This is a genomic window from Bacteroides sp. Ga6A2, from assembly GCF_000702225.1.
Lineage (GTDB): Bacteria > Bacteroidota > Bacteroidia > Bacteroidales > Bacteroidaceae > Ga6A1.
The window spans coordinates 21,428-43,717 of sequence record NZ_KL370875.1 but is presented as its reverse complement, the minus strand read 5'-3'; the positions used below and the strand labels follow the sequence as shown (position 1 = coordinate 43,717).

At 46.8% G+C, this 22,290-nt stretch carries 20 protein-coding genes; 8 read left to right on the top strand and 12 right to left on the bottom strand.

Annotated features, from left to right (window positions below; genetic code table 11):
• The first annotated feature begins 2 nt into the window (after positions 1 to 2).
• The gene (locus T538_RS0116410) at positions 3 to 728 is read left to right on the top strand and encodes a glycoside hydrolase family 25 protein (protein ID WP_051656197.1); all 726 of its coding nucleotides are present in this window, start codon (positions 3 to 5) and stop codon (positions 726 to 728) included.
• Positions 729 to 975: 247 nt separating this feature from the next.
• Here the strand turns inward: T538_RS0116410 and T538_RS0116405 are convergent, their stop codons facing one another.
• The 6 genes from T538_RS0116405 to T538_RS0116380 are packed head-to-tail and all read right to left on the bottom strand — an operon-like array spanning position 976 to position 5,029.
• Entirely contained in the window at positions 976 to 1,389 is a 414-nt protein-coding gene (locus T538_RS0116405) for a hypothetical protein (protein WP_155993329.1), read from the bottom strand.
• Positions 1,390 to 1,418: 29 nt separating this feature from the next.
• Entirely contained in the window at positions 1,419 to 1,997 is a 579-nt protein-coding gene (locus T538_RS0116400) for a 7-carboxy-7-deazaguanine synthase QueE (protein ID WP_031535823.1), read from the bottom strand.
• A gap of 17 nt (positions 1,998 to 2,014) precedes the next feature.
• Positions 2,015 to 2,353, bottom strand: a complete 339-nt coding sequence (queD, locus tag T538_RS0116395; RefSeq protein WP_031535825.1) for a 6-carboxytetrahydropterin synthase QueD — start codon at positions 2,351 to 2,353, stop codon at positions 2,015 to 2,017.
• 25 nt (positions 2,354 to 2,378) lie between these two features.
• Positions 2,379 to 3,149: an MBL fold metallo-hydrolase gene (locus tag T538_RS0116390; protein ID WP_031535827.1), complete on the bottom strand. Its 771-nt coding sequence runs from the start codon at positions 3,147 to 3,149 to the stop codon at positions 2,379 to 2,381.
• A 25-nt stretch (positions 3,150 to 3,174) separates the two neighbouring features.
• A complete protein-coding gene (murB, locus tag T538_RS0116385; protein ID WP_031535828.1) occupies positions 3,175 to 4,194 on the bottom strand; it encodes a UDP-N-acetylmuramate dehydrogenase in 1,020 nt (339 codons plus the stop codon).
• A 4-nt stretch (positions 4,195 to 4,198) separates the two neighbouring features.
• Complete coding sequence (locus T538_RS0116380) at positions 4,199 to 5,029, bottom strand: DUF4348 domain-containing protein (protein WP_031535830.1); 831 nt, start codon at positions 5,027 to 5,029, stop codon at positions 4,199 to 4,201.
• A gap of 116 nt (positions 5,030 to 5,145) precedes the next feature.
• Here T538_RS0116380 and T538_RS0116375 point away from each other — a divergent pair, with 116 nt between their 5' ends.
• The gene (locus tag T538_RS0116375; RefSeq protein WP_031535831.1) at positions 5,146 to 6,165 is read left to right on the top strand and encodes a phenylalanine--tRNA ligase subunit alpha; all 1,020 of its coding nucleotides are present in this window, start codon (positions 5,146 to 5,148) and stop codon (positions 6,163 to 6,165) included.
• Between the two features lie 476 nt (positions 6,166 to 6,641).
• Here the strand turns inward: T538_RS0116375 and T538_RS0116370 are convergent, their stop codons facing one another.
• Positions 6,642 to 7,547 carry a helix-turn-helix domain-containing protein gene (locus tag T538_RS0116370; protein WP_031535832.1) on the bottom strand — a complete coding sequence of 302 codons (906 nt, stop codon included), beginning with the start codon at positions 7,545 to 7,547 and terminating at the stop codon, positions 6,642 to 6,644.
• Between the two features lie 119 nt (positions 7,548 to 7,666).
• On the opposite strand from T538_RS0116370, the gene T538_RS0116365 reads away from it, so the two are divergent.
• From T538_RS0116365 to T538_RS0116355, 3 genes are read left to right on the top strand one after another with little or no spacing between them, the layout of a single operon-like run.
• Positions 7,667 to 8,119: a cupin domain-containing protein gene (locus T538_RS0116365; protein WP_004384417.1), complete on the top strand. Its 453-nt coding sequence runs from the start codon at positions 7,667 to 7,669 to the stop codon at positions 8,117 to 8,119.
• A gap of 12 nt (positions 8,120 to 8,131) precedes the next feature.
• The gene (locus T538_RS0116360; protein ID WP_031535836.1) at positions 8,132 to 8,896 is read left to right on the top strand and encodes an MBL fold metallo-hydrolase; all 765 of its coding nucleotides are present in this window, start codon (positions 8,132 to 8,134) and stop codon (positions 8,894 to 8,896) included.
• A gap of 17 nt (positions 8,897 to 8,913) precedes the next feature.
• Positions 8,914 to 9,816 (top strand): radical SAM mobile pair protein B, encoded by a 903-nt coding sequence (locus tag T538_RS0116355; protein ID WP_031535838.1) that lies wholly within the window; start codon positions 8,914 to 8,916, stop codon positions 9,814 to 9,816.
• Between the two features lie 624 nt (positions 9,817 to 10,440).
• Here the strand turns inward: T538_RS0116355 and T538_RS0116350 are convergent.
• The 5 genes from T538_RS0116350 to T538_RS0116330 all read right to left on the bottom strand — a co-directional run bounded on the left by T538_RS0116350 (position 10,441) and on the right by T538_RS0116330 (position 16,089).
• Positions 10,441 to 11,820 carry a glycosyl hydrolase family 8 gene (locus T538_RS0116350; protein WP_081835066.1) on the bottom strand — a complete coding sequence of 460 codons (1,380 nt, stop codon included), beginning with the start codon at positions 11,818 to 11,820 and terminating at the stop codon, positions 10,441 to 10,443.
• 131 nt (positions 11,821 to 11,951) lie between these two features.
• Positions 11,952 to 13,358 (bottom strand): glycoside hydrolase family 88/105 protein, encoded by a 1,407-nt coding sequence (locus tag T538_RS0116345; protein ID WP_031535843.1) that lies wholly within the window; start codon positions 13,356 to 13,358, stop codon positions 11,952 to 11,954.
• 23 nt (positions 13,359 to 13,381) lie between these two features.
• On the bottom strand, positions 13,382 to 14,113 hold the full coding sequence (locus tag T538_RS0116340; RefSeq protein ID WP_031535844.1) for a class I SAM-dependent methyltransferase: 732 nt from the start codon (positions 14,111 to 14,113) through the stop codon (positions 13,382 to 13,384).
• 133 nt (positions 14,114 to 14,246) lie between these two features.
• Complete coding sequence (locus tag T538_RS0116335; RefSeq protein WP_031535847.1) at positions 14,247 to 15,110, bottom strand: patatin-like phospholipase family protein; 864 nt, start codon at positions 15,108 to 15,110, stop codon at positions 14,247 to 14,249.
• A 112-nt stretch (positions 15,111 to 15,222) separates the two neighbouring features.
• The gene (locus T538_RS0116330; RefSeq protein ID WP_031541550.1) at positions 15,223 to 16,089 is read right to left on the bottom strand and encodes a helix-turn-helix domain-containing protein; all 867 of its coding nucleotides are present in this window, start codon (positions 16,087 to 16,089) and stop codon (positions 15,223 to 15,225) included.
• Between the two features lie 201 nt (positions 16,090 to 16,290).
• Here T538_RS0116330 and T538_RS0116320 point away from each other — a divergent pair, with 201 nt between their 5' ends.
• The 3 genes from T538_RS0116320 to T538_RS0116310 are packed head-to-tail and all read left to right on the top strand — an operon-like array spanning position 16,291 to position 21,671.
• Positions 16,291 to 17,316: an efflux RND transporter periplasmic adaptor subunit gene (locus tag T538_RS0116320; RefSeq protein WP_031535852.1), complete on the top strand. Its 1,026-nt coding sequence runs from the start codon at positions 16,291 to 16,293 to the stop codon at positions 17,314 to 17,316.
• Between the two features lie 6 nt (positions 17,317 to 17,322).
• Positions 17,323 to 20,403 (top strand): efflux RND transporter permease subunit, encoded by a 3,081-nt coding sequence (locus T538_RS0116315; RefSeq protein WP_031535853.1) that lies wholly within the window; start codon positions 17,323 to 17,325, stop codon positions 20,401 to 20,403.
• On the top strand, positions 20,391 to 21,671 hold the full coding sequence (locus tag T538_RS0116310) for a TolC family protein (RefSeq protein WP_031535856.1): 1,281 nt from the start codon (positions 20,391 to 20,393) through the stop codon (positions 21,669 to 21,671). Before T538_RS0116315 ends, T538_RS0116310 begins: the two co-directional genes overlap by 13 nt.
• The last annotated feature ends 619 nt before the right edge of the window (positions 21,672 to 22,290 follow it).

The following is a 22,290-nucleotide window of genomic DNA, read 5'->3' as shown; positions in this document are numbered from 1 at the left end:
ATATGACTAAAAAAAGACGACTCAAAAAGGAATTTAAATGGGGACTGGCACTCGTTGCCAGTCTTCTTGTTGTTTGTATCGCATTCTGCACCTTCGGCTCTAACGACGACAGCGTGGACAAGGGCGAGGTGGTAGACGGCATTGATGTATCTCACTATCAGGGCAAGATAAACTGGGAGAAGGTAAGAGACAAGCACCCTAACATTCAGTTTGTGTACATAAAGGCGATAGAGGGCTCATCGCGCCCCGATGAGAACTATAGGAGGAACTTCGAAGAGGCTAAGAAGGCTGGATTCATGGTGGGAAGCTACATCTTCTACCACACCATGACAAGTCCCGAAAGGCATTTCGATGAGTTCAAGAAGCTTGCGCCGAAATCAGAGCAAGACCTTATCCCGGTTGTCGACGTGGAGACACTCGATCATAAGTCGCCCGAACTGGTGCGCAAGCGTCTCATCCGTCTTCTCGACCTCATGGAGCAGTATTACGGCAAGAAGCCGATAATATACACGCACGACTGGTTCTACAACAAGTATCTGAAATGTAAGCGGATAGACAAGCACAAGCTGATGATTGCCAACTACAATGGCAAAGAGCCGAGCTGCGACTACTGCATCTGGCAGTTTACCGAGACTGGCAGACTGAAAGGCATAAAAAGCCATCACGTTGATTTGAGTCGTTTTAACAAAAATTACACTATTACTGACATTTTATTAGTTAATGACTGATTTTTCAGCAATAACATAATTTTTAGGGCATTTTTTTTGTTTATTGATAAATTTGCTCTATATTTGCACCGCATTCGCGAGTTCTTTTGACACTTGCGAATCCCGTTCAATTTGGCTTCGTGTCTGTGAAGACACGCCATTTCTTTTTCATAACGTTGCATAACTATTAAATAGTTGATAAAAACTATTAAAGAATAGCCTCTTTGAGAAAAGAGGCTATTCCTATTTTTTATGCTATGCAAAAGTCTTATTTTTTCTTCTCCAAGTAGTCGGATATATTTATCGTACCTACCTCGTCTTCTACACCAAGAGAAGGAACCGATTCTACAATTCTTGTTTTGCCGCTTGACTTCTCAACGTAAAAATTCACAAGCGCACCCGTATAACTGCGGAACACCACCTTGAACTCCTTGTCCGTCCCTTCTTCCATTTTTACATACATTATGGAAGGGTTTTCCTTTGCCACGCTCCAATCGTATTCGATATGGCAATAGTTGTTCACTCCCTCGTATGCCATTTCTGCCGTAATACCATCAGATTGCTGCAAATCGACATTGGTCTGCTCTGCGGCATTTTCTTTTTTCGATGTGCATGAGGCAAGACTAACCACCCCGCAAATTACAAGGACTGCCACTATCGGATACGACCTAAACTGTTTCATATTCTTCGTTTTTTTGATGAGCCTGTATTTTACTGTATTCCAACCATTTTGTGAGTCTGCAACGAAAGTCGCCATTCGGGATGAGCCTGAATGTATTCGATGCAGCCTCTCGTTATGCTTCGGTTGCGCTCGGCATCGCCCACATCGCACGGCTGAAGGCAGAAATAATCGGCATCGATGCCGAAGGTCTCAACCTGATGCTCGCCGTCGAAGAGGAGTTTCAGTTCGTTGCACTTCTTAACCACAGGCGTGCCTGCATTGCCCACAAAGGCTGCCTTTGGCGAAACGGTAATCCAGTCGATGCCTGCCGGAACAAGGCGTGTGCCGTTGGTCTCGATAGCTATCCAATAGCCGTTATTGTGCAGAAAATCAACAAATTGCTCATCGAACGAGAGCGTTGGCTCTCCGCCGGTGATGACAACGCGCTGGCACGGAAACGACTTCAGCGCGGCAAGAATCTCGTCGAAACTCATCTCCACGAAATCCCAATGCTCGGTGTCGCAGAAACTGCACTTCAGATTGCATCCGCTCAGACGGATGAAAATCATAGGCACACCGCTGTTAACGCCTTCACCTTGAAGCGAATAAAAAATCTCGTTTACCCTCATCTTTTTACCTTCAATAATCAGTCTTCGTCCTTCTCGAAAATTGCCGTATTGTTTTCCGACTCCTTAACCTCTACCTTGTAGCACGAAGGAATCTGGTCGCAAATCCATTTTGCGATATTCTCGGCAGTAGGATTAAACGGCAGTATATCGTTCAGATTGGCGTGGTCGAGACGCGCGTGAACCGCCTTCTTTATCTCCGAGAAGTCGATAACCATTCCGTTTTCGTTAAGAGTCTTCGATTTGCACCAAACCGTTATTATCCAGTTATGTCCGTGGAGATTGGAACATTTGCTCTCGTAGTTCAGCCTCAGGCTATGCGATGCTGAAATCTCCAGTCTTTTTGAAACATAATACATAGTCGTAATCCTTTGAAATTATACTTTAACACTCAATAGTCATGCCATCGTAGGCAAACTCGCAGTTGGCTGGCAGACCGTCGTTTACGTTGGCGTGAAGCCCCACCTCATGCGTCATGTGTATGAAAACAGCCTTTTCGGGCTTTACCTTTTCGACAAACGCGAGGGCTTCGGGAAGCAGTTGATGGCTGTGATGCTCGCGCTGCATCCTTAGCACGTTCACAACGAGCGTCTTGGCTCCGAGCACATACTGCAAATCTTCGTCGGCTATCGTCTTCATATCTGTTATGAAAGCCAAATCGTTTATCCTGAAACCCAGAATAGGCATCTTGCCGTGCATCACCGTGAAGGGCATCACGCTCACATCGGCAACATCGAAGGGTTTGTGAGGCTCTACGTCGCACAGGTTAAGCAGCGGAACGCCCGGATAGCGCTTGTCCTTGTCGACAAAGCAATACGGAATGCGGCTCTTCAGGTTCACGGCGAAGTTATGCTGCGTGTACACGTTCATCTCGTTTGCGAAACTGAACGGACGCACATCGTCGAGTCCGCCAACATGGTCGTAATGCTCGTGGGTTATGAGTATTGCGTCGAGTTTGTCGAAATGGTTCTGAAGCATCTGCTCGCGGAAGTCGGGACTGCAATCAATCAGTATGTGCGCTCCGCCATCAGTCTGTAACATTGCCGACACGCGGTAACGATGGTCGCGTGGGTCGGCAGACTGGCACACCTTGCATTTGCATCCTATCACCGGCACTCCTGTACTCGTGCCGCTTCCCATAATCGTCAACTTCATACCCAACAGACAAAAAAATTCTTTTTTATATAAAATTAACCTCTGGTCTTATCTCAATGCCAAATTTTTCTTTCACGCTCTGGCAGACGGCATTGCTCAGTGCAACGATATCCTCGCCTGTTGCTCCTCCGTTGTTTACAAGCACAAGCGCCTGCTTTTCGTACACTCCGGCCTTGCCGAGGCTCTTGCCCTTCCATCCGCACTTGTCTATCATCCAGCCGGCAGGAATCTTGACCTTGCCGTTGGGCTGAGGGTACGACGGTATGTCGGGATATTGCGTCTTCAGATTTTCGAATACATCGCGCTCCACAACGGGATTCATGAAGAAACTGCCTGCATTTCCCGTCACAGACGGGTCGGGCAGTTTGTTCTTTCTTATGTCGATGATGGCACGACGCAGTCGTATTGCCGTCAGTTCTCTGCCGTCATCGGGAATGGCTGATGCAATGTTGCCGTATTCGAGATTAGGGACGAACGTCTGTTTTAGTCTGTAGACGACCGAAACGACGGCGTACTTACCCTTCCACTCATGCTTGAACTTGCTGTCGCGATAGCCGTAACAGCAATCGGAGTTAGAGAAGGTGTGATAGCTGCCGTCTTCGAGCGAGACGACGTTCACCTCTTCGATAATATCCTTGGCCTCAACGCCATACGCTCCAATGTTCTGCACCGCACTCGCTCCCACCTCGCCGGGAATGAGCGACAGGTTCTCGGCTCCGTACCAGCCCTCGCCCACGGCGTGAGCCACGAAATCGTCGAACACAATGCCCGAGCCTACCCTTACAAGGATTCTCGACGGAGAATCTTCGAGTATATCGTAGCCGAACATTTTTGAGTGCAGCGCTATTCCGTCGAAGTCCTTCAGAAACAACAGGTTGCTGCCGCCGCCAATGTGCAGGAGTCTTTCCTTGCGTCCGTTGGCATTATATTCGCGTATAAAATCCTGCAACTCGGCAACCGTGCGGTATTCAAAGAACCGCGAGCATTTTACGTCAATGCCAAACGTGTTGTGAGCAAGCAGCGAATAGTCTAAAATATCCTTCATCAACTTAATTTACAAATGATACAAGTTTCCACTCTCCGCCAATCTTCTTGAACTTGAACGAGAGCATCATACCGTTGGCCAAGCCTCTCATAAACAGAATCTTCTGATTAGGGTTCTTGTATTGCTGACCATAAATAACGTTCGATATTCTGCCGTTCGGCATTTCGGGCTGAAGGTCGAACCACTGGTCGGCCGTAAGTGTGCCCTTTATGTCCTCGCCCGTCTCCTCGTCAACGCTGATGAACTCGAGCGGAGTTTCGAGATGCGCGCGCATGAAAGCCGAGTCGGTGGCAAATTTCTGGTAGAACGACAGGAAGTCGGTGTTCACGTTCTTCGACATTCGTTCGTATATTATCTTCGTGAGTTTCCACTCGCCGTTCTTTCCTCTGTTGAAGTCGTACTTCTTCACTCTGTTCTCGTTGAGGTAAATCCACTCAACCACAGCATGATATATAGATGTATCCTTTTCTACGGAGCAGTCGTTTACCTTGTCGTAGAGCACGGTGTAGAACTCCTGATTCTTGTACAGCCGGTCAATCTTCCATTCACTCTCCTCTATGGTCTTGGTCTTGCCATACTCATCCACCTCGAGCGGGAAGGCGATGCGCTGCCTCTGCATCTTCTTGCTCGACATGAATCCATAGATGAAGTCGTCGAAAAGTTCATCAGCACTTTTAGGTACGGTCTGCTCTTCGATAATTCCGGCTATGCTATCTTTAAAGTTAACGACAGAATCAGAGTCTGAATCTTCAAAATTACTATTTGTCTCTCCTTTTTTAGTGTTGCAGGCACAAAGCGACAATGCCAGCAAAAAGGAATACACTAATTTATTCATCTGCTTAATAAAAAATCGTACAAAATTACTGCTTTTATTTTGAATTGATGCGATTTTTAGAAAGAAATAACTATCTTTGCACTTGTTTTTTGAAAATAATTTATTCTAAGCAGTATATGTTAGACAAAATAGCACAGCTTCTGGCAGAAGTTGACACTCTAAAAGCAAAGAGCGCAGAAGAGGTTGAAGCCCTTCGAATCAAATACCTTAGCAAGAAGGGAGAGATTACTTCGTTGATGAATCAGTTCCGCGACGTACCAGCCGAGCAGAAAAAGGAGGTTGGTATGAAGGTTAACCAGCTTAAGCAGAAGGTTACCGACAAAATCAACGAGCTGAAGGAACAACTCGACAGCGTTGAGACTGGCGACAACAGCCTCGACCTTACTCGTACGGCTTATCCTATCGCCATAGGTACGCGCCACCCTCTAACCATCGTCAAGAACGAAATCATCGATATCTTCTCACGCCTTGGCTTTACAATGGCTGAAGGTCCTGAGGTTGAGGACGACTGGCACGTTTACTCTTCAATGAACTTTGCCGAGGATCATCCGGCACGCGATATGCAGGATACTTTCTTCGTTGAGAGCAAGCCAGATATCATCCTCCGTTCACACACTTCATCTGTTCAGGCTCGCGTAATGGAGAGCACACAGCCTCCTATCCGTGTTATCTGTCCGGGACGTGTTTACCGTAACGAGGCTATCTCGGCACGTGCTCATTGCTTCTTCCATCAGGTTGAGGGTCTGTATGTTGATGAGAACGTAAGTTTCACCGACCTCAAACAAGTTCTTCTTACATTTGCGCGCGAGATGTTCGGTGCAGACACCAAGATTCGTCTTCGCCCTTCATACTTCCCATTCACCGAGCCATCTGCCGAGATGGATATCAGCTGTAACATCTGCGGCGGCGAGGGATGCTCGTTCTGCAAGCACACAGGATGGGTCGAGATTCTTGGCTGCGGTATGGTAGACCCAGCCGTTCTTGAGGCTAACGGTATTGACAGCAAGAAGTACAAGGGCTATGCCTTTGGTATGGGTATCGAGCGTATCACCAACCTCAAGTACCAGATTAAGGACTTGCGTATGTTCTCAGAGAACGATGTACGCTTCCTCAAGGAGTTTGAATCAGCAAACTAATTTATCTTCAGATAAAAAGGAAAGCCACTCTTTTTCGGAGTGGCTTTTTTTGTTGCAAATAAACCCTAATGGCTATACATTATTATGCCATCTATTAAGCAGAATCTGCCCAATCTGATCAGAATTTTCACACCCTCCCTAGTTGCAAGCAAACTCCTTGTTCTGCCGAATTTGTCGCTCGAACTCCGTTCATTTACTACTGAAGGGACTTAGAGACAAGGATTTTATCTTGGCTTAAAAATTTCAACTTTCCCATCTTCAACTTCACCATAACCTACCCATCACCTATCCTCTTGCCCCCCCTACTATCGACTTACTTCAATTCCACCTAATCTGGCTATACCTTGCATATATCTTACATATACCCAACATATAGCTTACATATAGCCAACATATAGCTTACATATACCCTGCATATAGCTTCCCTATACCTTGCCATCATTTTGTATTGGTAAGTTCTTCGTTTAATCATTTTTCTATTCTGCGGTAAACTGTTGTCCTTTATATTCTTCTTTAAACTCCGTAACCGTCTGTCCTGTTTGTTTTTTGAAGAAACGCATTAAATGTCCCGGCTCCGAGAAATTGAATTCGTATGCCAATTCACTGGTAGTTTTGTCAGTGAATAGTATTTCATTCTTGATTTCTGCAAGCAGACGTTGTTTCAGCAGATGTACGGCCGTTTGCCCATATTGTGCCTGTACAGAAGCATTCAATGTGATGCGGCTGATGTTCAGCATGGCTGCATAGTCGGCCACTTGCTGGTATTGGCGAATATGTTTCTCTAAGAGTTGTTTGAACTCAAAGGCATGGTGGTTCTTGGGGGCATCAAAAGGCAGATGGTATTGAGCAGAATACCTACGATTAAGGGTCATGAGCAGATAATGAAGCAAGGATACGATGATGTGATAGCTGTCGGCAAGAGGATGGTTGAGTTCTTCTTTTATCCGCACAAGCAAACGCTCGTATTCTTGTTGTTCCATAGCTGTAGCCGACAGATAGGGTGGGAAATCTGTTTGGTAGCAATAAAGCAAACGATAAGTAAAGAAAGGATCGGCAAAATAGGTTGAAAGAAAATCATCACGGAAAATAAGGAAACGATAATCCGTTTGGCTTTCATCAATGTGCCACTCCTGATGGATGTGCGGCGAAAGTATCAGCACCGTATTGTCTTTCAACTCGATATATTGAAAGCCATAACGCAGCCACCCGGATGCTTTCCTAAAGAAAAACAACTCGAAGAAGTTGGTTTTGAAAGACAGATACTCCATCAATACGCCCCGCAAACGCTCGTGCGTATCGGTATTGATGTTGAAGTCTACACCACATTCCGTTTTGCAGAAAGGAATTTGTGTAAGTTCTTGGGGATGACTCTCTAATTTCATGCAACAAATGTACGAATAATTAATGGCTTATCAAAATGGTAGAGCATATATTATTAATGGTAGAATGTGTCTTTGTTTTATGCACTACCTTTGCACTCGTAATCAAAACAAATAGCATTATGAAAGAAATTAAAATTGTAGAAAAAGGTGAGAACTTCACCACGGTGAACGTAGGTAAGTTGAATGAAATTAAGGAATATGAGTTGGCTATGGGCAATTTCTCTATCCCGGGAAAGATGTTTGCCGGACATGCACTACAAGCAACAGGCGCAGAATTGTCTTTCCAAAGTCTTGCAGCTGGGCAGGATTATGGCACACGCCATACCCATAAAACCCACGAAGAGCTTTATTTCATTCTTAAAGGTGAAGGCATTTTCGATGTAGACGGCAAACGATTTCCCGTTTCAGAAGGAAGCATCGTGAGAATTGCGCCCAATGGCAAACGTGCTTTCAAGAACACAGGCAGCAGCGAAATGCTCGTGCTTTGCGTACAATATAAGGCAAATTCGTTCTCTGATGATGATGAACCTCTGAAGGATGGTATTATGCTGGAAGCCAATGTTAAACTTTAATTTTAATAAACAATGAATATCCAACAAGTAAGAAACGCAACGATAATCATTGAATATGGGGGAAAGAAAATTCTGATCGACCCCATGTTGGGAAAGAAAGGCTGCATGCCTCCTTTCCCCTTTAGTAGAAATCAACATCTGCGCAACCCACTTCATGAACTACCTTTTCCTGTAGAAGAGATGCTAAAAGGTGTAGATGCGGTGTTGCTTACCCATCTACACGATGACCATATCGATGAGGCGGCCTATGAAATGATGCCTAAAGATATGCGATTTTTTGTGCAAGACGAAAACAATCGGCAGGTGGTGATGTCGCATGGATTTAATCATGTGGAAGTTGTCGGCGACAATACAAGGATTGGGGAAGTGAGCATACAAAAGGCCGAAAGCCAGCATGGTAATTTCATCATGAAGTATCCTGCCGGACATACAGCGGGTTATGTATTCACTCATCCACAAGAAAAGACGCTCTATCACGCCGGAGATACCATCTGGTATGCTGGTGTGAAGCGCAATTTGAAGCGTTTTCGCCCCGAGGTTATCACCCTTAATGCAGGTGGCAATGGCTTTCGCTTGGGTGGACGCGTTATTATGAACGATGAAGATGTGGTAAAAGTTGCTGCAGCTGCACCTGATGCAAAGTTATTTGTGACGCATCTTGAAGGCGTGAACCATAATAGCGTGACGCGTGAAATGGTGAGAAAGCGTGCGGAAGTGGCAGGAATTTTAGACCGCGTCTTTATTCCTGAAAACGGTGAAACGGTAGAGGATTTATAAAGAATAAAGGAAGAAATATGGCAAAAACACTCATTGGAACGAAAGAGGTGCGTGGCATCATGACCAAGTCCAACCTCCCTGTTGGTGGCTATTCGGTGAATCCATACGTGGGTTGCACCCATGCTTGCAAGTATTGTTACGCCTCATTCATGAAGCGCTTCACAGGACATAAAGAAGAATGGGGCACTTTCTTAGACGTGAAGCATTGGCCTGCAATCAAGAATCCGAAGAAATATGCCGGACAACGGGTGGTTATTGGATCAGTGACCGATGGGTATAATCCCGAAGAAGCAACGTTCCGCAGGACACGTAAACTGCTTGAAGAGCTCAAAGACAGCGATGCGGAAATACTCATTTGTACAAAGAGCGACCTCGTGTTGCGCGACCTTGACCTGCTCCGGCAAATGAAGAAAGTCACCGTATCGTGGTCAGTCAACACGCTTGATGAGACATTTCGTGCCGACATGGACAAGGCCGTGAGCATAGAGCGGCGCATCGCAGCCATGCGAAAGGTCTACGAGGCGGGCATCCGAACCATTTGTTTTGTGTCGCCCATCTTCCCTGGCATCACCAATTTCAAAGCTATTTTTCATGAAGTGAAAGATATTTGCGACCTCTTTTGGCTTGAGAACCTCAATCTGCGGGGTGGTTTTAAGGCTAACATTATGGGTTATATCAAATCATACTATCCCCATTTGTTCCCACTTTATGAAGAAATCTATTTGCATAAAGACCGAACATATTGGAAGCAATTGGAGCAAGAGGCCGCGGAAATGGCGCAGGATGCTCAATGTAAGTATGTGGATAATGAATTGCCTTACGAACGAAGTCCCAAAGGACATCCCTCGATAGTGAATTATCTTTATCACGAAGAAATCAGAGGGTCAGGAAATACGGGTAAAAGGAATGTTATGCAATAAAACAGATGCGTATCTCTACTGTTGATAGACTACTTGGAGAATAACTACTTATAAGGCTTTCGGTATACTTGAAGGCCTCAAAAACATAGTTCTGCATATTTCTGCCCTTTACAAATAGAGCAGTAGTATGCAAATCACCCCGTCTCATACTCATTATCAGTTAGTTTACATCAGCTTCGATATTTCTTCATTTTCAGTGATTAGTTACACAACATATAGCCTACATATATCTAACATATACCTAACATATACCTAACATATACCTAACATATAGCTTACATATACCTTGGATATACTCTGCATATACCTACGACGTTCCTACGACGTTCCTACGACGTTCCTACGACGTTCCTACGACGTTCCTACGACGTTCGAACAATTTCTGACGAAATTGTTCGTTACGACTCCTAAACTGTCAATCGTGAATTGTCTCAGAATTTACAACTTCCTCTAATTATAAAAGCAATTTTGAATTATGAATTATGAATTATGAATTGTTAATTGTCAATGTCAATTCTGATTTTTTCAACTTTCTCTAACTAATTATGAATTGTCTCAAAAAAAAGCAGAAGACAAGAATCTGCTCTTATCCTCTGCCATTTTATCATGAAAAAAACTAAGTTCTTATTTCACATAAATCTTCTTGCCATTGCGGATATAAATGCCGTGCTGTGTAGGCTCGGCGTTGAGCCGCTTGCCGTCGAGTGTGTACCATGCCTCGCTTTCAACCTCCGAAGATACCATGTTTACGACTGTTGTCTTCTGTGCAGGCTTCCATATCTTGAAACTTCCGCACAAGTGAAGCATAGACAAGTAATGAACAAGACCGTCGTAATAGCGGTACTGACCTCTCATTGGAACTGCTTCCCATGCCATCTTCAGGTTCTTCTTGACACTCTCCTTGTAATCCGGATTGTTCAGCAGACAATAGCAAGCCACGGCATTACAGCCAGCCTCGCCAATTGTATAATTTTCTTTCGGATTTGAACCGTCCCAGTTGAATCGGGCATGCTTGTAACCATCTTTCTCGAAGAAATCTATGAGTCTTCGTGCCATCAGTTCCTGACGTTCAGCATCCTTACCGAAAAGATAGTAGTCCATACCAAAGTTCATGGCACAACGCATGGCATCGTACATGTATTTATCGGCATTACTGTTGTAATCCGTAGGATGTGGCGTTCCGTCGTAATTGCTGTAATCGGAGAACAAGCCAGACTTAGAGTGCGACGACTTGTAGAGATGGTCGCGAGTAGCCTTGGCAGCCTTAGCCCACTTATCTGTGTTTGTTGTAGACCAATGAGCAAAGAGGTCGACAAATGCAGGAAGGTCGTAAGACGGGTCTGAGAAGTTGTTCTCGTTGCCCTGTGGCTGGAAGGTGATGACATAATGCTGCTGATTGAACAGTTTATGATTGTAGTTCTCCCACATTTTCTTCAAGATATACTGTGCATCTTCCATGTACTGACTGTCGCCCCAGCGGTTGGCAGCAAAGAGAAGAGACGTCATAAAGTACATCTCACCGTCGGGAGCGCAATTATCATCGCCACCAGAGCCACTTTCATTACGCTGCCAAGCAAAATAGCCGTCCCAGTTACCGCTCTTGTGCCACATGTGGTTCTTTGCCCATTTCCAGAGCTTGTCGAACTCAGTCTTGTGGTTGGTCTGTACGGCAATCATCATTCCGTAGCTCATGCCCTCTGAACGCACATCGTTGTTGTTGATGTCCTTGACGAAGGCCTCATCGCCCCTGTCGAAATAGACCTTGCAGTTGTTGTCACCCTTAAAATAATGATTCCACAACTGGTCGAGCTTTGCCTGAATTTCAGCGTCGGTCTTTCCAAGAACAGTCTTGAATGGACTTGTGTATTTGCCCGTATAATACGCACCGCTATAATTCTCAACCTCTGTTGTAGGACCAGTATATCCCTGTGCTTTCGCCAGCAAAGGACTAACCATCATACAACCTACCAATGCCAATGCTTTGGTATTAACAAATTTTCTCATGCTTTTTTCTTTAGTTATAATTTTTTTCGGCGACAAAGATACATATTTTCTATTCAAAAAGCCGATACAGTCTTGCAAAAAAATACAAGACTGTATCGGCTTTGTAAAAATCAGGTTTTCAGATGATATTATCAGAAAACGACCTCCTCGCCCTTGCCATCCTCGGTGAGATAGAAAAGCGGATTTGGACAAGTCTGCTTCTGCTCGTAGTAGTGCAGACCGCTGTCGTTTGTGCGCGGATGCCACTTGTCGAGAAGTCGAATCATCTCGGCAGCCGCCCACAGCGTAGGACCGTAGCCATGAGCCGCAGCCGCACTTACAGGACGGTAGTAATAGAACGCAGGGTCGAACGCCATGCCTGTGCCCACGCATGTGCCAGCAACCAACCCCTCTGGAGTGACCTTGCTGTTTACGGCATGCCAGCCAAGCTGAGCCACTGGACCGTAGGTTATGCCGTCAATCCAGCCCTCGTTTACGGCGTGGGCTATGCAATATGTATAGATGGCTGTCGCGCTCGTTTCGAGGTACGAGTCGTTGCGGTCGAGCAACTGATGCCAGAAGCCGTCCATACTCTGCAAGGCAGCCAAACCTTTCACATGCAGGCGAAGCTGATTAAGCACGAAGTCGCGGTCCTTATGATTCTTAGGGAGCATATCGAGCAACTCTACGGTAGTGAGTAAAGCCCATCCGTTGGCTCTTGCCCAGTGATATGTAGGCTGCTGATTCAGTCCCTCTACATATCCGTGGCGGTAGATACCCTTCTCGGGAAGCCACATGCGCTCAACAAAATGGCGATACATCGTGGCAGCCTCGTCAAAATACTTGGCATCGCCTGTGTAAACGCCGCGATAAGCCACGGCTGGGATGCCCATATACATATCGTCGAGCCAGATGGTGTTGCGCTGCGGTCTGTGGCGTGCAAATGTTCCGTCGGAAAGGCGATACTGCTTCTTCTCTATAAAGCGGAAATAGTTCTCAACAAGCGAGTCAAGCCCTTTCGTGCCGAGCTTCTTGCCAGCCTTCATCATTGCCGTACACATCGTTCCGCAGTCGTCGAGGGCACGCGGATTGATAATCTGTTCCATCTGGGCGTCCTTGACCTTTCCAGAGAGAGGCTTGAACAGCGGATACATATTCTTCAGGAAGTCGAAGCGGCGCGTAACGTAGTTCTTGTACTTGGCATCGCCTGTGATTGCGCTGGCATCAATCAGAGCCTGATAGGTTATTCCCCACTCGTAACTGCCAATGCGGAACGCACCGCGGTCGAGAGCCGCACCCTCGGGCAGCTTCTTCAGCTTACCCATCTCCTTACCGTCCTTTACGAGGCGGGCAGGCGTCTGCGCATCGATATAGGCAAAAATACGGTCGAGCGTAGCCTTCACGTCCTTGGCTTCCAATTCGCCGTAGGTTACGCGATAGTTAGGTTTTAGAAGGTGCAGCGGAGTGGTCATGTCGTTTACCGGTTCGGCATTCTGCGCCGCAATGTTAGCGCACGCAAGCTGAGCAACACATGCCACAGCAATAAGTTTCTTGTTCATTAGTATCTGTATTTTAGTTTTTTTCATTTTGTTATCTGCGCCAGATAGTCGTAGTGGTTTCCCTGTTCAACCATCTTGCATTTCAGTCCGCAATCCTCGGCAACGGCCTTCAGCATCGGGAAGTCGACGTAGAGCCAGTTGAACGGCTTGCCTTTCACCTTGCGATACTGCATCTGATAGTCAACCTCGCCGTAATACTTGTCGTTAAGGTCGATATCGAACGAGCCGTCTTCGTTCTCGAACAGGTATTTAAGGTCGCTCGAGTCGATGAGAATCTTTCCGCCGTCGGCAAGAAGCGAAGCAGCCCTGCGCAGAAGATTAGGCAGGTTCTCGAGTTCTCCGGCTATGCCTGTGCCGTTCATCAGCATCAAGACGGTATCGAAACGCTCGTCGAACATTGGCGAGAAGAAGTTTACGCATTGCACGTTCTTCAATCCTCGCAGGCGCATAGCCTCGCAGCTGAGCAGCGACACGTCGATGGCCGTAACATCGAGTCCCTTATTCTGGAGCGCGATGGCATGGCATCCGGCTCCTGCGCCCACATCGAGCACTCGTCCCGAAGCCATCCCGAGGGCAACCCGTTCGAGTTTAGGGAAACTCTCTTCCATGCGGAAGAGGTACGGAACGGACATCTCGTCATCGTCGAACATGGTTGAGAGGACCTTCAGCGTAGAGGCTTTTCCTGTTGTCTGATAGTCGAGAATAGCCTGCCCCATCGGGTCGCAGTCTTTCGGCAATATGCTGTTTTCTGTCATCATTCGGTCTGTTTTTTCAATTCAGATGCAAAAATAACAATAATTATGGTTGAGAGAAACAAAAAAGGCACTCCCTGCAATAAAAATGCAATGGGGAGTGCCTTCATAATTATTACTGATGTTACTTAATTAGTTATTTACCTTCAAGAAACTCAAGCAGCTGCGGAAGCATTTCCTCGGCTTTTCTGCGCCCAGCCTCGTACACGTTGCGCATCTTTGTCTCGTCCTGCTCTATGCGCCCTATGCCGAGTGTCTCGTCAGGACAGACGATGAAGGCCTTTCCGCTGCGCTCCTGCTCGGCAATGTAGTCGAGCTGCGCGTTGTACATCTTATGGCGAACTCTCATAAGCTGCGCCACCTTAGGGAACTTTCTGTGCCATAGACGCAGAAGCAGGTACAGCTGTGCTTTCTTCTTTTTGTAATCCTTAGGCTGGGTAAGTACGACGACGTTCTTGCCGTATCCGCGGCCTTCGAGGAACTTGAGCGGAATACTGTCGGTTATTCCGCCGTCGAGATAGTAGTGCCCGTCAATCTCAACAGGCTTGGCAAAGACGGGCATCGACGATGATGCCTTGAACCATTCGAGACCTTCGCCATCGGCATCGTCTATGCGACGATATACGGGTTTTCCTTCTTCGATATCCGTGCATACGACGTAGAATTCCATACTGTTCTCGCGATAGGTCTTGAAGTCCATCGGGTCGAGCTCGTATGGCAGTTTGTGGTACGAGAACTCGTCGTTCACATAGTTACCTGTCTGGCGGAGCGATTTCCAGCTCATATATCTCGGCTCGTCCTTGAATCTGATGTTGTAGCGCAAAGCCCTGCCCGGCTGCCTCGACTTGTAGTTACAGCCAAACAGCACGCCGCCCGACACGCCAGCGGTTGCCGGAAAGTCTATACCGTGCTCCATGAGCACATCAATTACTCCTGATGTAAACAGACATCTCAGTCCGCCACCCTCGAGCACCAATCCTACTTTGTTTGTCGCATTCATTTTAAGAATAATAAGATAGAAAGATTGCGCCACAAAAATACTAACAAATATCAACAATCAGCCTAACCAAACGTCGTATTTTATGGCACAAATGTCACAAAAAGCGTACAGACTAAACATTATTAGCCAAATTCTCCCTGTATTTCTGCGGCGACACGCCCAGTTTCTTCTTCACATATCTGCCAAAGAAACTCTGGTTAGGGAATCCGAGGGTGGCTGCTATCTGCTTGATGTTCATATCGTCGCGTCTAAGCTGACTCTCGACATCTCTCAGCACCGCCATGTCTATGACCTGAAGTGCCGTCTTTCCGGTAACCTTACGGCACACGGTTGAGAAATACTTAGGGGTAATGTTCAGTTTCTCGGCATAATATGATACCTGATGATACTTTGCCGACGAACTCTCGAGTAGAACAAGGAACTGCTTGTAGATGCTGTCGGCCGAGGAAAATTCTGTCCTTGGGAAATCCATGCGGTTTACTATCGCGCCTCCAAACTCGTATTTGAAAGCCGTAAGCAGAGCTTCCGTAATCTCCTTCTGATAGGGCAAATCTTTTTGGGCAAGGCGGCTTTTCAACAAGTCGCAGTACTGGCAGAATACGCGGACGCTGTCCTCATCAATAGAAAAGACAGGATTCTGCTTCAGGAAAATCTGCATGTTTATCGCCTCCCTGTCCAACGCGAATATCTCTTCGGCATATTCACCCGAAATTGCTATCGACTTCACCTCGGCATCGACACTTATCATGAGCTTGCGCAACACGATGCTCGGCTGACCGAAAAGCATCTGATTCTGCTCAATCCTATATATCTTGTCGTTTATTGACACCTCGGCACTTCCCCTAAGCAAGAGGACAGCCACATAATCGTTCATAACAATTTCGCGGTCGAGCATCTCTCTCCTTATCTCGTCGAGACTGGTTATCACCGTTATGCGTCTGTCGGTACAGACATCACAATTCAATAAAAAATCTTCCATGACTTTCGTTTTTTCTGATTCTGCTGCAAAGTAAGCATTTTTTCGTCTATGTCTGTTGTCTCAAAAGCCCTTATTGATGTCTTATTTTTCTCATTCACTCACACAGAAAGAAAAATAGAACAACTTCGGAGATGTTTTTCTGTCCCATAATTCTTTTTTTCATTATTTCTTTGCGGCAGAAAACGAATAATAAAACATTATATGATTAAAAAAAGTTATTTAGCATTTTTTGTCGGAATCGCTACTCTGACATCATGCGCAGAAAAAGAGATTAAGACGGAAAACAACGCCGTGAGCGTAAAAACCGAGCAAGTGTACGCCACGGCAGACTACGACGTTATGCCGTATGTAGGAACGGTAGAGGCTTCGAACACCACAACGGTAAGCTTCACCTCTATGGGGATTGTTCAGAAAGTATTATTCGACGAGGGGCAGACGGTAAGAAAAGGACAGCTGATAGCAACGCTCGACCCAACACAGGCGCGAAACTCGGTAGAGGCTGCCGATGCCACTCTAAGGCAGGCAAAAGACGCCATCTCGCGATACAAGCAACTACACGACAACGGCTCGCTTCCCGAGATACAATGGGTCGAGGCGCAGAGCAAGCTTCAGCAGGCTCAGGCAAGCTACGACATGGCTAAGAAGATGCTCGACGACTGCAATCTGTACGCTCCTACGAGCGGCATTGTTGGCAAAAGATACGTTGACGCAGGCGAGACGGCACTTCCGGCACAGGCAGTCCTGTCTATCCTCGACGTAAACAACGTAAAGGTTCTGGTTTCTATTCCCGAGAAAGAGATAGGCTCAATCAAAGCCTCAACGCCTTCGACAATCAAGGTGGAGGCTCTCGGCGGAGCATCTTTCAAGGGCGGAAAGATTGAGAAAGGCGTTCAGGCTGATGCCATAACCCGAACATACAACGCCAAGATTTCGGTTCAGAACAACGGACAGAGGCTTCTGCCGGGAATGGTATGCAACGTGCGCTTCGGCAACGGCAGGGGCAACGAAAAGATGGCGATAACCGTTCCGGTTACAGCCGTGCAGAAAGGCTCCGACGGACAGAAGTTCGTATGGAAAGCCAACGGCAACAAGGCTGCAAAAACACCGGTAAAGACTGGCGAAAGCATCGGCAACCGAATAGTTATTGAGGAGGGTCTGACCAACAACGACATCATCATAACCGAAGGCTATCAGAAAATAAGCGATGGCTCAGAAATAAAAATGTAACAGATTATGAAAAAGAAAAATAAGATAAACTGGGTTTCGTACCTGATGCACAACTTCCGCATCACGGGACTGATAATAATCCTGCTGTTCGTCTTCGGAATCTTTGGCTTCGACAAGATGGCAAAGTCGGAGTTTCCCGATTTTGTGATAAGGCAGGGAGTTGTGGTTGCCGTCTATCCAGGCGCAACAGCCGAGGAAGTTGAGGAGCAGGTAGCCAAGCCGCTCGAACGCTACCTCTTCACCTACGACGAGGTAAAGAGGCACAAGACAACCACCACGAGCACCAACGGAATGTGCATCGCTATGGTCGAGCTTCAGGACAACGTAAACAACAAGGACGAGGTTTGGAGCAAGATTAAGCACGGTCTTAACTCTTTCAAGAGTCAGAGCCTGCCAAGCGGCGTACTCGCCCTGAGCGTAAACGATGATTTCGGCTCTTCATCGGCATTGCTCATAGCCATAGAGAGCGACAGCCGCAGCTATAAGGAGCTGAAGAAGTACAGCGACGACCTTGCCGACCGTCTGCGACAAGTGCCTTCGGTAAGCAACGCGGTTCTGTATGGCAACAATCAGGAGCAGATAACCGTCTACATAGACCAAGAGCGTCTGGCTTCGTACGGAATAGGAAAGATGGCTGTAGTGCAGGCTATGCAGTCGGCAGGGCTGACAACAATGAGCGGCGGCATCAGCGGACTCGAAAAGAACATGCCGATACACGTCAAGCCAAGTCTTGCAAGCGAAAAGGAGATTGAGAACCAGATTATCTTCAGCGGAACGGACGGCAAGGTTGTGCGCGTGAAGGACATAGCCACCGTAAAGCGCGAATACGACGCAAACAGCAGCCGCATAGACTACAATGGCAACCAATGCATTCTGCTGTCGCTCGAAATGATTGAGGGCAACAACATCGTCGAATACGGAAAGGACGTGCAGAAGGTGCTCGACGATTTCACAGCCAACGAACTGCCTAAGGATGTGTCTATCATCCGCATAGCCGATCAATGCAAGGTGGTAGGAAACAGCGTAAGCGACTTCATGGTGAACCTTATCGAGTCGATGATTATCATCATCGTCGTGATGCTCCTACTGTTTCCGTGGCGCACAGCCATCGTTGCCGGCATCACCGTGCCTCTCAGCACGTTCATCTCGGTTGGAATAATGTATATGTGCGGCATTCCGCTCAACACCGTAACCCTTGCCGGACTGATTATCGTGCTCGGAATGGTGGTAGATAATGCCATCGTAGTTCTCGACGGCTATCTTGAATATCTTAACAAAGGCTACAGCCGATGGTATGCGGCAGCAATATCGGCACAGCACTACTTTATGCCAATGATGCTTGCCACTCTGTGCATCGCCATCATCTTCTTCCCTCTGCTCTTCACAATGGTCGGAACAACAGCCGATTTCGTTGAGTGGCTTCCGTGGACAATCCTCATCAACCTGATGGTTTCGCTGATTCTTGCCGTTGCCACCATTCCGGTTTTGGAATTCATGTTCATAAAGAGAAAAAAGAAGAAGCAGAAGAAGGCAAAGAAGGAACTCACCGACTATGTTCAGGAATATTACGAGAAGGTTCTGGGCTGGACATTCCGCAACCCTTGGACAACCATCTGCGGAGCTGTTGCCATTACCGTCATGTCGTGTGTGCTGATTGTGCCGAACATGAAGATAAGGATGATGCCTGTTGCCGACAGAGATATGTTTGCCGTCGAGATAACCCTTCCCGACACCAAGGGGCTGAACGAGACAACAGAGATTGCCGATTCTGTCTACAATCTGTTGAAGCAGGAAGACGACGTGGTGGGCATAACGCGCTTCATCGGCTGCTCATCGCCACGATTCCACGCTGCCTACGCTCCTAAGATTGCAGGAACGAACTACGCCCAGTTCATCGTGAACACAAAGTCGGTAGAAGCCCCCGAAGCGTTGCTCGACAAGTACGAGCCGATGCTGAGCGAGCACTACCCTAACGCCTTCGTAAAGTTCAAGCAGCTTGATTTTCTGAATGTTCCTATTTTCGAATATCGTTTCTACGGCGAGAACATCGACAGTCTTCGCACGGCTGCCCAAGAGATGGTGGCAGAGATGCGCAAGAATCCCGACATCATGTATGTTCATACCGACTGGCAGGAGCAGCGTCCGTTCATAGAGGTTGAACTCGACCCAGTCGCTTCGTCTCAACTTGGCATAAACCGCACGCTGTCCGAGCTTCAGCTTGCTCTGGCAACTGGCAGCACGACGGTTACGAGCGTGTGGGAAGGCGACTATAACGTTCCTGTAAAGATAAAGGACATAAACAGTCAGCAGTTCGATTGCAGCGACATCAACAATCTGTATCTCTCCTCGGCTGCGACAAGCGTTCCGCTCCGTCAGATAGGCGATGCGCACTACTCTTGGGGAGCAACGAACATAATCCATCGCGAGGGAGAACGATGCATCACGGTTACGGCAGAGCTGAAGAAGAACGTTCTCTCTGCCCCTCTGCACAAGGAGTTCGAGAACATAGCAAAGACAAAGATTCACATTCCCGATGGCGTAAGGCTTGAGATTGGCGGCGAACCGGAGAACAACAACGAGACAACGACTCCAATCACTCAGGGAATAGCAATATCGGTGGTTATTATCTTCTTCTTCATCCTGTTCAACTTCCGCCAGTACAAAGTGACGTTTGTCTGCATCGCCGCCATAAGTCTCAGCATCCCGGGCGCAATCATCGGTCTGGCTCTGATGAATCGTGCCGTCGGCCTGACTTCGGTCTTCGGCTTTATCACCCTTATGGGAATGATTATGCGAAACGAGATTCTGATTTTCGAACATGCCAACGACCGTGTAAAACAGGGCTGGACGATAAAAGACGCTGCCTATGATGCCGGACGGCGACGCATGGTTCCGATATTCCTGACAACAGCCACCACCGCCGTTGGAGTTGTGCCGATGATTATAGAGGCAACAAACTTCTGGATGCCTGTGGGAGTAACAATCTTTGCCGGCGGAATAGGAGCCTTGATAATGGTCGTAACCGTATTGCCGGTTGTTTATTGGAAACTTAACGAAAAGAAAGACAAAAAGATATGCGCAAATTAGTTTTGTTTATCACAACAGTTCTGCTATGTGCGCCAGCCGTGGCCCAGAAGCAATATTCGCTCGAAGAGTGCATAAATATCGCCTTGCAGAACAACACTAAATTAAAGACTTCTGAAAACGAGATTTCGAGTGCCAAGGAGCAGAAAAAGGAGGCGTTTGCCAACTACATTCCGCAGGTAAGCGCAACGGCTGCCGGATTCGTAGCTGACAAAGGACTGGTACAGATGAACCTCTCTCCTCTCGGCATTCCACAGACAATGGAGATGGTAGACGACGGCGTTCTTGGCAGCGTCTCGGCTATGCTGCCGCTCTACACCGGCGGACAGATTGCGACGGGCAACAAACTTGCCAAGGTGGGAATAGAGGTCAGCACGCTAAAGCATAACATATCGGCAAACGAGGTAAAACTCAACATCACTCAATATTTCTGGAACATTGTTATGCTGAAAGAGAAACTGAACACGCTGGCCATCGTAGACAACCAACTGAAGACAATAGAGCAGAACGTAAACACCGCCGTAAATGCAGGTGTGGCAAACCGAAACGACCTTCTGCAAGTAAACCTGAAGCGCAACGAACTGAAAAGTTCGCGCATCACGGTCGAGAACGGCATCGCTATCTGCCGCAATATGCTGTCGCAAAGCATGGGACTTGGCATCGACAGCATCGACGTGGCTTGCTCTATTGCCGAGCAGATGCCGCAACCGCCGTCTTACTTGTACACCTCGGCACACGATGCCGTTCAGCAGACAAGCGAGTACCAACTTCTTCAGCAAAACGTAAAGGCGCAGAAACTACAATACAAGATGAGCGTCGGAAAGAATATGCCAACCGTTTCGGTTGGCGGAATGTACAGTTACAACAATCTGATGGACAAAAGTCAGAACAGCCTCATCGGTCTGGCAACCATAAGCATCCCGATAAGCAACTGGATTGGCGGCTCGCACAATATGAAGAGGCAGAAAATCGAAGTCCAGAACGCCGAGAACAGTCTGAAGGACAACGGCGAACTGCTCGTCATCAACATCAAGAACAAGTGGAACGCGCTGAACGAGGCTTATAAGCAGATTGAAATCTCGCAGAACAGCATCGGCCAGAGCAAAGAGAATCTTCGTCTGCACACCGACTACTACAACGCCGGCACTTGCACCATGAGCGACCTTCTCGAGGCACAGACAATGTTTCAGCAAAGCAAGGACAGATTTGTAGAAAACGTAACTCAATACGAGATAAGAAAGACTGAATATCTCCAGAGCATTGGAAGATAAACAAACAAGAAGCCTTCGGAATCAAAAAAAGAATCCGAAGGCTTCGTTTTTATTGTTACAATACTTTGTTAGAGTATTTTAACAAAATATAATAACTATCTAATTATCAGCTATTTGTAAAAATAGCTACAAATAAAAATTAGCACATTCTACGGTAGAAAGTGCGAAAAATGGGGGTAAAAATCTGCAAATATCCGATACTCATTTTGAGGGTAGTTGTCACCTGATATTTGCAGATTTTTGTAGATGTTTGCATTGCACTGATTTCATTATATTATCATGCCTGCACAAAAGCAGGTTTTGATAATATGATATACAACAACAAGAAACACTTCTACGATCCTTACGATAGTTTGGACGCAGAATGGAAAGCAAGAATCTCTCATGAGATGCTTTCCGTAGGAGAAGCGGCACAACTCTCTGGATTCAGACGCCAGGGCATAAACAGAACTATGCCAAGATGCCTTCGAAGAAAATGATTGAGGCTATCGTGAAGATGGAATAATAACAATTCTAAAAAAATAAATTCGGCGGTAATTTTAGTTTACTGCCGAATTTATAATTCTCAAATATAGAACACACTAACGATCTGTGGAGATTCACACATGTCAAAACATCA